This is a genomic window from Rahnella rivi, from assembly GCF_019049655.1.
In the GTDB taxonomy this organism is placed as follows: Bacteria; Pseudomonadota; Gammaproteobacteria; order Enterobacterales; family Enterobacteriaceae; genus Rahnella; species Rahnella rivi.
On record NZ_JAFMOX010000044.1, the window covers coordinates 64,092 to 78,755 of the forward strand.

General features: G+C 47.6%; 12 protein-coding genes and 1 pseudogene. 11 read left to right on the plus strand and 2 right to left on the minus strand.

Annotation, left to right across the window (positions count from 1 at the left end; translation table 11 throughout):
• Positions 1-31: 31 nt before the first annotated feature.
• Together J1779_RS03035 and J1779_RS03040 are read right to left on the minus strand one after the other, a co-directional pair.
• Positions 32-355, minus strand: coding sequence for an AzlD domain-containing protein (locus J1779_RS03035; protein ID WP_056774901.1), 324 nt, complete (start codon positions 353-355; stop codon positions 32-34).
• Positions 352-1,020, minus strand: a complete 669-nt coding sequence (locus J1779_RS03040; protein ID WP_217202850.1) for an AzlC family ABC transporter permease — start codon at positions 1,018-1,020, stop codon at positions 352-354. The genes J1779_RS03035 and J1779_RS03040 overlap by 4 nt, the downstream gene beginning before the upstream one ends.
• Before the next feature lie 98 nt (positions 1,021-1,118).
• Between J1779_RS03040 and J1779_RS03045 the strand changes: the two genes are divergently transcribed.
• The 11 genes and pseudogenes from J1779_RS03045 to J1779_RS03095 form a co-directional block, all read left to right on the plus strand.
• Entirely contained in the window at positions 1,119-1,667 is a 549-nt protein-coding gene (locus J1779_RS03045) for a helix-turn-helix domain-containing protein (protein ID WP_122096339.1), read from the plus strand.
• A gap of 240 nt (positions 1,668-1,907) precedes the next feature.
• On the plus strand, positions 1,908-3,776 hold the full coding sequence (locus J1779_RS03050) for a beta-glucoside-specific PTS transporter subunit IIABC (RefSeq protein ID WP_217202851.1): 1,869 nt from the start codon (positions 1,908-1,910) through the stop codon (positions 3,774-3,776).
• Positions 3,773-5,188: a glycoside hydrolase family 1 protein gene (locus J1779_RS03055; RefSeq protein WP_217202852.1), complete on the plus strand. Its 1,416-nt coding sequence runs from the start codon at positions 3,773-3,775 to the stop codon at positions 5,186-5,188. Before J1779_RS03050 ends, J1779_RS03055 begins: the two co-directional genes overlap by 4 nt.
• A gap of 23 nt (positions 5,189-5,211) precedes the next feature.
• Complete coding sequence (gene licT, locus J1779_RS03060; protein WP_217202853.1) at positions 5,212-6,051, plus strand: BglG family transcription antiterminator LicT; 840 nt, start codon at positions 5,212-5,214, stop codon at positions 6,049-6,051.
• A gap of 944 nt (positions 6,052-6,995) precedes the next feature.
• Positions 6,996-7,589, plus strand: coding sequence for a helix-turn-helix domain-containing protein (locus J1779_RS03065; RefSeq protein ID WP_056773360.1), 594 nt, complete (start codon positions 6,996-6,998; stop codon positions 7,587-7,589).
• 77 nt (positions 7,590-7,666) lie between these two features.
• Positions 7,667-8,365 (plus strand): EAL domain-containing protein, encoded by a 699-nt coding sequence (locus J1779_RS03070; protein ID WP_217202854.1) that lies wholly within the window; start codon positions 7,667-7,669, stop codon positions 8,363-8,365.
• Positions 8,366-8,657: 292 nt separating this feature from the next.
• A complete protein-coding gene (wbaP, locus tag J1779_RS03075) occupies positions 8,658-10,088 on the plus strand; it encodes an undecaprenyl-phosphate galactose phosphotransferase WbaP (RefSeq protein ID WP_056773356.1) in 1,431 nt (476 codons plus the stop codon).
• 230 nt (positions 10,089-10,318) lie between these two features.
• Positions 10,319-11,458, plus strand: a complete 1,140-nt coding sequence (locus J1779_RS03080; RefSeq protein WP_056773354.1) for a polysaccharide export protein — start codon at positions 10,319-10,321, stop codon at positions 11,456-11,458.
• Positions 11,458-11,892, plus strand: a complete 435-nt coding sequence (locus J1779_RS03085; RefSeq protein ID WP_238485045.1) for an arsenate reductase/protein-tyrosine-phosphatase family protein — start codon at positions 11,458-11,460, stop codon at positions 11,890-11,892. Before J1779_RS03080 ends, J1779_RS03085 begins: the two co-directional genes overlap by 1 nt.
• Before the next feature lie 19 nt (positions 11,893-11,911).
• Positions 11,912-14,074, plus strand: a complete 2,163-nt coding sequence (locus J1779_RS03090) for a polysaccharide biosynthesis tyrosine autokinase (RefSeq protein ID WP_217202856.1) — start codon at positions 11,912-11,914, stop codon at positions 14,072-14,074.
• Between the two features lie 186 nt (positions 14,075-14,260).
• Positions 14,261-14,664, plus strand: a pseudogene (locus J1779_RS03095) (hypothetical protein); the annotation flags it as partial.

Genomic DNA, 14,664 nt, shown 5'->3' on the forward strand with positions numbered 1-14,664 from the left:
GGCTCCTGAAACGGAGCCATTTTTGTTTCTGCTATTCCACACCGAGCCAGCGCATCAGCGCCGTGACCACCGCCGCCGCGAGAATAATCACGATAAGCGGTGCCTTCCGCCATGCTAAAAACAGCGCCACGCCGACTCCCGTGATGCGGGCGAAACCGGCAAAATGTGCCCCTTCAAACAGCGCCGACGTGGCGGCAACGGCCAGTAATAAAATGGTCGCGGAATCCGATAACATTGTCTGCGTCGCGGGCGACAGCGTCAGGCGCGAACCGAGTCGGTAACCGGCCACGCGCAGGATAAAAGTGCCGGCTGCCAGCAAAGCGATACCGGCCATCCAGAGCGAATGCTGCGTCATTTTTTATGCCTCCAGGCCAGTAATCCGAGCAGGGAAAACAGCACCGGCATGCCCGCTGCCACAAAAGGGACGGCCATCACCGAGATCAGCGCGCCGCAGGACGCCGGGATCAGCGTTCTGCGTTGCCTGAGTGCCGGAAAAATCAGTGCCAGCAGGATGGCCGGGAAAACCGCATCAAGGCCGATCGCCCTGATATCGGGAATAAACTGCCCGATGAAAGCGCCGGCAATCACGCTCAGCGGCCAGAACAGGGCGATCCCCAGCCCGCACAGCCAGTAAGCCATTTTACGTTTTTCATGCGAGGGCTGAGATATGCCGAACACGACGCTTTCGTCATTCATGAGGTGGCACCCCAGCCAGCTGACGTGTTCGCGGCCAACCAGATCTTTCACGGCAATACCGAAAGGCAAATGCCGGGCGTTAACCAGTAATCCGGCCGCCGCTGCGGCAAACGGGCTGCCGCCACCGCCGACGATGGCGATAAACAAAAATTCCGAAGCGCCGGCGAGCACCAGCAAAGAGAGCGCCAGAGGCACCCACAGCGGGAAGCCACCGGCCACCGCCAGAGAACCATAAGAAATACCGACCAGACCGTCGGCCAGGCAAACCAGAAAGATGGCTTTTACCACATCATTGCCGAGAGGCGCAAAGAGCTGCTTACGCATGATTAAATCCCATAACGAACGAATATCCATTATAATGAACGTATCTGAATCGTTCTTCAAGTCGAACGATCGTTCGTTATGTAAATCAGGGTGTCGCAATGTCTCAACCTATCAGCGTTATTTCTAAAGGTCTGGTGCGCGAACGTCAGCGTACCGGGTTATCACTGGCAGAAGTGGCCCGCCGCGCCGGGATTGCCAAATCGACGTTGTCGCAGCTGGAAGCCGGGAACGGCAATCCGAGTCTGGAAACCCTGTGGGCGCTGTGCGTCGCACTGGATATTCCTTTTGCGCGGCTGATGGAGCCGGAACTGAGTAAAATGCAGGTGATCCGTCGTGGCGAAGGCCCGACGGTGATCGCAGAAATGGCCGATTACAAAGCGGTATTGCTGGCAACGTGCCCGCCGGGCGCACGCCGGGATATCTATCTGCTGACCACTCAGCCGGGCGCGGACCGCATTTCCAGCCCGCATCCGTCGGGCTCGGTGGAGCACATCATTATCACCCAGGGCCGCGCGCTGGTCGGGCTGGTGGGATCGCCGGTCGAGCTCAATGCCGGCGACTATATTTCCTATCCGGCAGACGTGGCGCACATCTTCAGGGCGCTGGAGCCGGAGACGATGGCGGTGCTGGTGTCGGAGCAGAACTGAAGGCCGGGCTTTTAAATAGTTCGTGATGCTCCTCGCAAAAAGTCATTTTCGCTGTTGCTGACCTGACAAGGGTATGGCGATACTTCAGGCGCAACGGGTTATCACCGGTTGCCAACGCATTTTTATTGAGGCGTGTTACTGCTCAGGCAGGCAAGACCAAAATAAGAATGCACTTCTCCTTAGGGGAGGTGCATTTTCATTTTGGTCTTTTTTTTTGCTTTTTTTCACCGGGGAAAACCTATGGATTACACACAGCTGGGCAGTGAAATTTTAACGCACGTCGGCGGCAGGCAGAACGTCAGTAAACTGACGCATTGCGCCACGCGGTTACGGATGGAATTCAATGATGACGCGAAGGTGAATGCGCAAGCGATCGAAGCGTTGCCGGGGGTGATCAGCGTGGTTCAGCGCGGCGGTCAGTTCCAGATTGTGGTGGGTAACAACGTGCAGCAAACGTTTCGCGCAATGCAAAAAGAGATCGGGGATCTCAGCGGGCAGGCGGGCGGACAGCAAAAACAGAAAGCCAAAGGCGGGATCATTTCGCAGATCATCAGCGTGATTTCCACCACCTTTACGCCGGTTATTCCGGCCATCACCGGTGCGGGGATGATCAAGGCGCTGCTGGCTATTTTGAAACTCACCGGCGTCATGAGCGCCGCCAGCCCGACCTATCATCTGCTCGACACCATCTCTGACGCGGCGTTTTTCTTCCTGCCGGTGCTGCTGGCCTACGGCGCGTCGATCAAATTTGAATGTAACCCGATCCTCGCCATGACCATCGCCGGGGCGCTGTTACATCCCAATCTGGCGCAGATGATGGCCGCGGGAACGGCGATCGATTTCATCGGCATTCCGGTACGTCTCGCCGATTATGCCGGTTCAGTATTGCCGATTATTTTCACCGTCTGGCTGATGTCGTATATCGAACGCTTCGCCGAGAAAGTCTCGCCAACCATGATTAAATTCTTCACCAAGCCGATGATCATTTTACTGGTGACGGCACCGCTGGCGCTGGTGGTGGTCGGGCCGTTCGGCATTTTCCTCAACGACGTGGTTGCCAGCGGCGCGGCCATGATTGATGGCAAAGCCAGCTGGCTTATCCCGATGCTGATGGGCGGGTTGCAGCCATTCCTGGTGATCACCGGCACGGCATGGGCCATGACGCCGATTGCGACCGGCCAGCTCAGCAAGAATGGTTTTGAGATGATCAACGGCCCCGGCATGCTGGCTTCCAACATCGCTCAGGGCGCGGCAACGCTGTGTGTGGCGTTTCGCACGAAAAACAAAAACCTGCGCCAGTTAGCTTCTTCGGCCGGGTTTACCGCACTGCTAGGGATCACCGAACCCTCTTTATACGGCGTGACGTTAAAACTGCGCAGGCCGCTTATCGCCGCGATGATCGGCGGCGGATGTGCCGGTATTTATGCCGGGCTGAGCGGGCTGGTGCGCTACGCGTTCGTGTCTCCGGGCCTTGCCGCGTTACCGGCATTTATCGGTGAAAACCCGATGAACATCGTTCATGCCCTGATTACCTGTGCCATCGCCATCGTGGTGACCTTTGCGCTGACCTGGATTTTAGGCTTCGATGATCCGGTGGAAGAGGTGACTGAACCGCAGGATACGGCACGCCTTTCCGGCGATCCGCAGCAGATCCTCAGCCCGCTGGCCGGTGAAGCCGTGGCGCTGGATCAGGTCAGTGATGATGTGTTCTCACAAGGGCTTCTGGGGCAGGGCATCGCGATTATCCCGCGTGAAGGGCTTTTGCGCGCGCCGGTTGATGGCGAAGTGGTGACCTTCCTTCCCTCCCGCCATGCGGTCGGTATTCGTGGTGATAACGGCGTCGAGATCCTGATGCACATCGGTATTGATACCGTCAGTCTGGGCGGTAAGCATTTTACTTCCGCCCTTCAGGTCGGGGATCGGGTGAAAACGGGCGATGAGCTGGTGCGCTTTGATATTCCTGCTATCACCGCGCTGGGATACGAGATCATCACGCCGGTTCTGGTGGTGAACAGTGAAGCCTATCCGCAACTGATGTGTCGCCAGCCGGGTGACGTCAGTTTCGGAGAAACCATCATCACGCTGAATACTGCCAAGGAGAACGTATGATTTATCAGAAGCTGCAGGGGTTTCCGGAAGATTTTCTGTGGGGCGCATCAACGTCGGCTTATCAGGTGGAAGGCGCATGGAACGAGGACGGCAAAAGTCCGTCGGTGGTCGATATGCTGGTGCATCCGGCTGACACGGCAGATTTCACCGTCGCCAGCGATCATTACCATCGTTTTCGTGAAGACGTTGCACTGTTCGCTGAGCTTGGGCTGAAGGCCTATCGCTTCTCGGTGGCCTGGACGCGCATTTTGCCGCAGGGCACCGGCGAAGTTAATCAGGCCGGGCTGGCGTTTTATCAGCAACTGATCGACGAGTTACGCCATCACGGCATTGAACCGGTGGTCACGCTCTATCACTTTGACCTTCCGTATGTGCTCGAACAGCAGGGCGGATGGGCGAACCGGGCGACGATTGAAGCCTTTGTGCAATATGCCGACGTGCTGTTCACCGCGTTTGGCAGCAAAATAAAATACTGGCTGACCATTAATGAACAAAATACGCTGATTCTGCATCCGGGCGCGATCGGGTTGCCCGAGGGCGGGGAGTTACCCACGAAGCAGGTGTTGTACCAGCAAAATCATCACATGATGGTGGCGCAGGCCAGAGTCATGGCGCTGTGCCATCAGCGGTGCCCCGCCGCGAAAATCGGCCCGGCGATCAACACCACCTCGATGTATCAGGAAACCTGCCACCCGCTGGATGCCATCGCCGCCCATAACTGGGAAACCCTGCGCGGCTGGAGTTTTCTGGATGTCGCGGTGCATGGCCGTTACAACGCGCTGGCGTGGCGTTATCTTGAAGATCGCGGCCTGACGCCGGTGATGGCGCCGGAAGATGCCGCCATTCTGTTGCAGGGGAAACCGGATTACGTCGCCATCAATTACTATTCCACCGCGACCATTGCCGCCAGCCGTGGCGATGCGTCTGATATCACCGCGCGGGCGGGCGACCAGCAAATTATGCTCGGTGAGCCGGGCGTTTATCGCGCGGCTGACAATCCGTTTGTGGATAAAACGCCGTACGGCTGGGTGATTGACCCGGTGGGCCTGCGGCTGACCTTACGCAAGGTCTGCGAACGCTACCATCTGCCCATTCTGATCACGGAGAATGGCATTGGCGCACCGGACACTTTGTTGCCGGACGGATCCGTGAATGATGATTACCGCATGACGTTTATGCGCCAGCACATTGAGCAGATGCAGCTGGCGATTAACGACGGCGTTGAGCTTATCGGGTATTGTCCGTGGGCGGCCATCGATGTGGTCAGCACCCATCAGGGTTACGCCAAACGCTACGGGTTTATCTACGTTAACCGGGGTGAAAAAGACCTGATGGATCTGCGGCGTATCAGAAAAAACAGCTTTGGCTGGTATCAGCGAGTCATTGCCTCAAACGGCGTGCAGCGCGATTAACACAGAGGATTTTGGCTGAGAAGATGAAGGTCATTAAGGTACTCAATAATAGCCTGGTGCTATCAACGGATCACGATAACAACGAAGTTATCGTTATGGGCAAGGGTATTGGCTTTGGCAGCAAAGTGGGTGACGTTCTCGACCCGGCCAGCATCGAGAAAATCTATGCAGTACAAGATAATCAGAAAGGCCGTGAATATCTTCGTCTGATTGAAGATACGCCGGAAGCGCATATTGAGATTGTGCAGACGATCTTAAGCCTGGCAAACGCCGGGCTGAAGGGGCGGATCAACGAGCAGATTTTTTTCACGCTGGTCGATCACATCAGTTTTGCCATTGAGCGTTATCACAAGGGCATCACGATCCAGAACCGGCTGCTGTTCGAGGTAAAACGCTTCTATCCGCATGAGTTTAGCGTGGCCACACAGGCGCTGGTGTACATCAACCAGCGCCTGAATATCCAGCTCCCGCAGGAAGAGGCGGGGAATATTGCCTTTCATCTGGTTAACGGTCAGACCGATGTGCAAAACATGGAGCACACCCTGCTGGCGGTGAAAATGCTGAAGGATATTTTCAATATTATCCAATATCACTTTCGTCTCACGCTCGACACGGAGTCGCTCAATTACGCCCGTTTTCTGGTTCATATGCAGTTCTTTATTCAAAGAATGGTGGAGAAACAGCAGGTTGTCTCAAAGGATGATTTTATCTTTTCACAGGTCATCAAAGAGTATCCGCACGTTTACCGCTGCGCTCTGCTGATCCGCGATTACATTAAAAATCTGCTGGAGATGGAGATGTCCAACGATGAGCTGCTGTATCTGGTCATCCACCTGACGCGTATTACGCAAAGTGACGTCTGAACCCTCTCTCATTGCGGCAGTAACGCCGGCGTCAATGAGTCAATAACGTGACCAGGCTGCTGACCACGTTATTGACTGTCAGCAGGATGGCTCAGGCCAATTTCCCCCGCCCGGTAATCTCTCTTTCCCCTTCAATAATCCGCCACCCTGGTTTTATCTCTGTGAGAATATTCATTTGATTATAAAATCCTGAAAATTCTAATAAACAGCAGAACCCCCCTCCCTAAATGAATTTTTATCTTAAGAATGCTCTGAGTATTTCACTGCCAGATGAAATGACTTATTACGCCTGATGCCATGAAATAATGGCGAAAATAGCTGATCTCTGCTTAATAAGAATGCTCTTATAAAACAGCCGCTGTTTCAAAATGTCACATCTGTGCTCATAAACAGCATTAAAAGGCTAATGAATTTTGATTCTAAATACTTTTTTAAGAATGTTACCCAGTATCGATAATTTTGTGATTAATTTGCGTAAAAACTTAAACTAAAATTCCGACTAAAAAAGTTCATTATCCTGTACTAATCAAAAAATACAGTCCAAATCGCGTGTTAATAAAATTATTCTGACCCTGTGAATTGCGCTTAAGAAAGGTCTTAGATTTCAAGCCTTATTAATGCTAAAAGCGTTACATGGCTCACAATTCGAGTGAGAATACGAATGATTACTAGGACAACGCCTAGTGTTGAGTGGGGTAAATAACGATAAGAAAGCGTAAATCGATCGGTGAAACCTATTGTTGGGTGTAATAGTGAGCGAGATAAACGATTTGAAGAGTTTTGGCTGCGTATTACTCTACTGGAAGTCACTGGGAAGGAATAAATATGATGTGAGCAATGATGAATAATTTCGTTTTTTTAAGCGTTATGAAAGTGCTCTATTCTTCCCGCTCTGTTAGAGAAGTGTCTGAGCGTTTTTAAAAACCACACTATTAGGCGGCCCAATGCCTCGGGTAATAATCTGGAGTGAGTGCCAGTTTACTAAATTGGCGATAAAAGAAATAATCTCCAAGAAACTGCCTTACGTTAACGGTGTCATTTTTTTTAACCGTGACGATGAGGTGAACTTGTATACAAAAGATTATCTGATTATTGATCCATCGGGAGGCGGCTTTCACAAGTGTTATGAGTTTTTAAACGAAAATATCAATGTGCTGGATCCGGAACGAATACTTATCATTTCTTCAGAAGTAGACATGCTGATGCTGGGGTTACTACTTAAAAAACAATTCAAATTTCTTAAAAAGAAAAAAGGGCTGTCAGAGATAGTCAGTGCAATACAGCAGTTTATTCAGCTTCAGAACATGACCAGTAACAAGGAGTCGTTTGATTATAAAATCACAAAAATGGAAGAAAAGGTTTTAGTCATGATGATGACCGGTCTTTCTGTGACCAGTATTTCAAACATACTAAAACTGAGCGTTAAAACGGTCAGCGTACATAAGTGTAATTCTCTGAGAAAGATAGGTGTTGATGCCAGCAGCAGTTCGGCTTTGTTCTTTCTGCATAAGCATGCTGTAGGTAACAGAATAACCTGATTGAATTTTAACAGACCAGGCACCTATTGCTGGTTTGGATAATGTCTCTTTGTATTATTTTTGCCATGGGGTAAGGGATGCGTACGGTCAAAAGAAGTGATTCCAGTTATCTCTTTGAACCGATAGTGACAGTATCTGGCGGGATACTGGGTTTTGAACTGGTAAAAAAGTCAGCGCATCAGGCTGCCAATAAACAACATCCGCACGACGCGGGGAGCCAGACATTTCATTTATCTGCCGAAGAAAGAATCAAAAACTTCTTCGACGAGGTGACGCTGGCCTGTATTAATGCCGATATCTTTACCCACAATAATTTTTTACTTTCAATACGTATCGACTACGAGATTGCCAGCCATATCGTGAATAACGCAGCGATGCGCAACGTGTTACAGCAGCACAACTATATAAGACTCACGCTGGATGCGTTTTTCCCCGAGTTCAGTGCCGAACAGGACCGCCCGGTTCTGCACGCGCTGTCAGAGCATGGCCCCTTATGGCTTGACCATTTTGGGGAAGGCAATACCAGCCTGACACTGGTCATGAATGAGAAGTTTGAACATATAAAAATAAGTCAGCATTTTTTTTGGCAACACCAGGGAACCTTATCTTTTCGACAAATTATTGAGCACCTTCAGCCATACAGTCAGGGCGTTATTATTGGCGGCATTGAAAGCGCCCGCCACCTGGAATATTTGAAAGGCAGTCAGATCCAGGGGATGCAAGGCATATTATGGTCGGCCTACAGTCAGGAGGAATTCATCCAGTCTTTTTTCTGACACTGTAAATATCAATAGGCATCAATTTTTTAATTCATTAAAGCAAGAATCGCCATCATCTGAATGCCCAAGGTGAGGGGATCCTGCTGCCCGGATAATTGCACTCTTTTTTTGGCAAATTGGTGGCCGTAAACCAGGGGCGGTAGCGTAGCTGAAAATAACGGCACAATCAAAAAACATGATTATAAAAAAATCCATGCTGACGCCCTGAATCTCAGCATCTTATTCACCATCATATCGTCTCTTTTCGGCTCACTGAAAAGGGAGGTTGATTATTTATTGTGGGGGGTATATGAAATTTCTCACCAGAAATGTTTGCGCCAGTTTATTTCTCGCTTTATCTGACTTCCTCAGTTTCACCCTTTCGCTTTATATAGCGAAGGGCATCCTAAATAATGTCATGACTCACTTTGAGCAACGTATTCCTGATGCTCAGACCGCCGGCTGGATTGTCCTGCATGGCGTACTGGCATTCTGCTGCGTTGCGTGGTTTCACCTGCGCCTCAGGCACTATTATTATCGCAAAACATTTTGGTTCGAGCTGAAGGAGATCCTTCGTACATTGCTGATTTTTGCTCTGATCGAAATCGCGGTGATCGCCTTCGCCAAATGGTATTTCTCGCGCTATCTGTGGGTCCTGACATGGATACTTGTTTTGATTGCGGTCCCTGTGGCGAGAATGCTGACCAAACAGGCGCTGCATGCCTTTGGCTTCTGGCAACGCGATGCCATCATTATTGGCAGCGGCAACAATGCCCGCGAAGCGTATAGCGCCATCAAAAGTGACAGGAATCTGGGTTTACGCGTCACCCAGTTTATTTCCAGTGAAGGTACTGATCAGCCGGGAGATATGATTGAAGGCATACGTATCATGCCCTCTGACGAGAACTGGGTACGGACGCATGTCGATAAAAAAACGCAGTTTATTGTCGCGGTGGAGTCGCATCAGAGCGGCATCCGTAATGCATGGCTGCGGGTATTTATGATCCACGGTTACAGTTCGGTGTCCGTTATCCCGACGTTACGCGGTATGCCGCTGGATAACACCGATATGTCGTTTATTTTCAGCAAGGAAGTGATGATCTTCCGCGTGCATCAGAATCTGGCAAAATTTTCTTCGCGCGTCACCAAACGGCTGTTCGACATCGTCACATCTCTGAGCATCATCATCCTGTTATCGCCTCTGCTTATCTACATTACCCGTAAGGTCCGCAAAGATGGTGGCCCGGCCATCTATGGTCATGAACGCATTGGGCAGTCAGGCAAACCCTTCAAGTGCCTGAAATTTCGCTCGATGGTGATTAATTCCAAAGAGGTTTTGGAAGAGTTGCTGGCAGGTGACGCAGAAGCCCGGGCGGAATGGGACATGACCTTCAAACTCAAAAACGATCCGCGCATAACGTCGATCGGTCATTTCCTGCGAAAAACCAGTCTCGATGAGTTACCGCAACTGTTTAACGTACTTAAAGGTGAGATGAGCCTGGTCGGTCCGCGGCCCATTATTACTGCGGAGCTGGTGCGTTATTACGATGAGGTCGAGTATTACCTGCTGAGCAAGCCGGGAATGACCGGATTGTGGCAGGTCAGTGGTCGCAGTGAGGTGGATTATTCCACGCGGGTTTATCTGGATGCCTGGTATGTTAAAAACTGGTCCATGTGGAATGATATTGCCATTCTGTTCAAAACCATCGGCGTTGTATTGAAAAAAGAAGGGGCCTATTAATTATCCTGTGATCATGGCAAGCATTGAATAACGCATTACCATAATGAGATCTGCAAAATAAATAATCTGACTTTTATTTCATGTCAGCAGAGCTTCTCTGTCGTAGACATGAATTTTTTGATTGTTTTTTAATATCTTCACACAGGAATGATGATTCGCGACTGCCGGAAGGGAATACGGAATTACTCTGGAAGGCAGATTTAACACTAAATAGCAGATGATGTGAGATAATGAAAAATAGCTTTTTTAATATTTCTTTAGTGATATTAACGTCCGGTGTATTGAGTGCGTGCACCGTCATACCCGGACAAAGTTTAAATACAGGGGACAAGCACGTAGTTGAACAACCGGACAGCAATTTTGATATTGATAAACTGGTCAATGTATATCCGTTAACGCCACGACTGGTTGACGGATTACGGCCAGATGCTGTCACGGCGCGCCCCAATCCGGAATTAGATCAGCAGCTTAAAGCGTATCAGTATCGTATTGGTGTGGGCGATGTGCTGATGGTCACGGTATGGGATCACCCGGAACTGACCACCCCTGCCGGGCAATATCGCAGTGCCAGTGATACCGGCAACTGGGTGAATGCCGATGGTACGATTTTCTATCCCTATATCGGCAAATTAAAAGTCACGGGTAAAACGGTCAGTCAGATCCGGGAAGATATCAGCACCCGCCTGGCGACCTATATAGAGAGCCCGCAGGTGGACGTCAGTATTGCGGCTTTCCGCTCACAGAAAATTTACACCACCGGTGAAGTCATAAAATCCGGTCAGCAGCCCATCACTAACATTCCTCTCACGGTGATTGATGCGATTAACGCGGCGGGCGGATTAGCGCCGGACGCTGACTGGCGCAATGTGGTGCTAAACCACAACGGTAAAGACACGCAGATTTCGCTGCATGCGCTGATGCAAAAGGGTGACCTGACCCAGAACCGCCTGCTTTATCCCGGCGATATTTTATTTGTGCCGCGTAATGATGATCTGAAAGTGTTCGTGATGGGCGAAGTTGTCAAACAAAGCACGCTCAAAATGGATCGCAGCGGCATGACGCTGGCGGAAGCGCTGGGCAGTTCAGACGGTATTTCACAGAGCATGGCTGATGCCTCGGGGATCTTTGTTATCAGGCCGCTGAAAGGCAGCAATCAGGGCAAGATCGCTAACATTTACCAGCTTAACGCCAAAGATGCGGCGTCGATGGTAATGAGTACCGAATTCCAGCTGCAACCCTACGATATTGTCTATGTCACCACCGCGCCGATCGTGCGCTGGAACCGCGTGATTTCCCAGATTGTCCCGACCATTACAGGCGTGCATGACATGATTGAGGCCGGTCGTTTCGTGCGGCAGTGGAATCCATAATGTTTGATGCCATTTTGATTGTCTGCACGGGCAACATCTGCCGCTCACCGATAGCTGAAAGGCTGCTGAGGCAGATGTTACCCGATAAGAAAATAGACTCTGCCGGAACTGTTGCAATGGTAGACAAGCCTGCAGACCCATATGCGGTTAAGGTTGCCCAAAAGTATCAATTGCAGCTTGATGGTCATCATGCGACTCAATTTACGTCAGCCTTAGGCCGGCAGTACGATCTTATTTTAGTCATGGAGAAATCCCATCAGGAACAGATAAGCCGCGTTGCACCAGAAGCGCGCGGTAAAATCATGCTGCTTGGGCACTGGAATGGTCGTAGAGAAATTTCAGATCCTTATCGCAAGAGTCAGGAGGCCTTTGAATCTGTTTATCGAATAATTGAACAGTCCTGCCAAGCCTGGCTACAAAAGCTGAATGGATAATTGATCAGGGAAAATATATATGTCTCAAGATATTTTAAACAAGAAAAATAGAACAGAATCAGATGAAATTACAATGCGTCGTATCATAGGTGAAGTGATTGACCATCGAAAGTTAATCATCACACTTACTGCTTTTATTACTATTCTCACTGTTATTTATGCTTTATTTGCAACCCCGGTATTTCAGGCTGACTCGCTAGTTCAAGTAGAACAGAAAGCTGGGAATGCAATACTTGAAAGTTTGAATCAAGTATTACCAGATGCAGTTCCTCAGTCTGCTCCTGAAATAACGCTATTGCAGTCAAGAATGATACTGGGAAAAACAGTAAGTGACTTAAACCTACAAACCGTTGTTAAACAGGAATACTTCCCCATTTTTGGCAGGGGATGGGCAAGGCTAACGGGGCAAAAATCAGGACACCTTGAGATAAGTCGGCTTTATTTACCGCGAGATGGAGACAAGGATCCTAAGGTGACATTAACCGTAATAGATGCAAATAATTACGTTATCACTGGGAAAGACTTCGAAATCAAAGGTGAGGTAGGAAAACTATTAGATGGCCATGGGATTTCGATTAAAGTTAATAGTATTGTTGGCAAGGTAAATGATGAGTTCGAACTGAAATCGGTCACAAATCTGGAAGCAATTAATAATTTGCAAGATAACTACACCGTTTCTGAGCAAGGAAAGGATAGTGGCATGCTTGCGTTAACTGTCACGGGCACAAACCCAGTATTGATAAAGGACATATTAAATAGTATTACTCAGAATTATCTTTCGCAAAATATTGACAGGCAGGCTGCACAGGATGAGAAAAGTTTAGACTTCTTAAAGTTACAACTACCAAAAGTAAGAAGTGAATTAGACTTGGCTGAGGATAAACTCAACAATTATAGGCAGGAAAAAAATACTATCGATTTACCGATGGAGGCTAAGGCTGTACTAGAACAAATTGTCAATGTAGATAATCAGTTAAATGAATTAACATTCCGTGAGGCTGAAATATCTCAGCTATATACAAAAGATCATCCTATCTATAAATCATTACTTGAAAAGAGACAGACACTCAAACAAGAGAAAGATCGTCTAAGTGAAAATGTTTCAAGTATGCCAACCACACAGCAAGAAGTTCTTCGTTTAAGCCGAGATGTCGAGTCAGGAAGAGCAGTATATATGCAACTACTGAATAGGCAGCAAGAGTTAAATATTGCAAAGTCGAGTGCAATTGGCAATGTTAGAATAATTGATGATGCAGTTACTGAACCTAAGCCGGTAAAACCAAGGAAAATATTGGTAATAGTAATGGGGTTGATCTTAGGTGGTTTTTTATCTCTTAGTGTCGTTTTCGGGATATTTATGCTTCGGAGAGGATTATATTCCCCAGAACAGCTTGAAGAGTTAGGGATAACTGTATATGCAAGTGTTCCTGTTTCAGAATGGTCACTTAAGAGAAGTAATATAAAAGATAATAACAGAACTGCTAATGTCCCAGGATTGTTAGCGTGCGAAAATCCAGCAGACCTTGCTATTGAAGCCATAAGAAGCCTTAGAACAAGTCTCCATTTTGCGATGCTGGATGCAAAAAACAATCTTCTTATGATATCGGGTGCCAGCCCTGAAGCGGGTAAAACGTTTATTAGTAGTAATTTAGCTGAAGTAATATCGAAAATTGGTAAGAAAGTGATTTTCATTGATGCAGATATGAGGCGGGGAGATTCGCATAGGGCTTTAGGCGTAGATAATGATATTGGACTTTCGGAAATACTGTCAGGTTCATCATCAATTATTGGGGCCGTAAAGAAAATATCTGGAATAAGTTTTGATTATGTTTCAAGAGGGAAGGTTCCTCCAAATCCTGCGGAGTTACTAACTAACTCAAGGTTTGAAAATCTTTTAACCTGGGCTTCTGAAAATTATGATCTAGTTATTATTGATACACCTCCTATTTTAGCCGTAACAGAGGCTGCTATCATTGGGCGTTATGTAGGCACTACGTTGCTGGTTGTTGGTTTCGAGAGTAATACAGCTAAAGAGGTAGAGGTTAGTATTAATCGATTAGCACTGAGTGGAATAATAGTCAAAGGTTGCATTCTGAATCGCGTTGTAAAAAAATCCGCAAACTACCATGAATATGGTTACCATAACTATGGTTATAAGTATTCATCAGATAATAATAATTAATAATATTCACAAATAAACATGGAATCATTTAATTCGTGATGGATGTAAATTCTAATTAAGTGCCAAGCCTTAATTAGGCTTAAATTCAAGTGAGTAATCTATGTCTTAAGTATATAAAGATAATATTGTAAACATTAGATAGGGAAATGAGACAGATGATTATCATGAACGGTGAGAGAATTGCAAATGCCTGAATTATCATATTTCATTTTGATATCGTTAAATATAATATTATTTATATTCTTGATCTTAAGAAATAAAGCAGGCCTATTTATCTCGCAATGGGTTATATTTTTAGTTTGGTTTTTTGTATTTCCTTCATACTTACAATATGTGAATAATGTTTTTCCATGGAGTAATTATCCATTGCATAAGGAAATATCTTTCGTTAATTATATTACATGTCTATTTAGCGTATTTTTATTTGTGGGGTATTCTCTTTCATATAAATATGTTAGTACAAATAACCTTGATGAAACTTTCATTCTGAAGGTAGATTTAAAAACTAATATCGTTGCATTTATATTAATGATCCCAGCTGTGTTATTTATAAGTATGGTCGGTATTTCTTCATTTTTTATGGGGAGGTC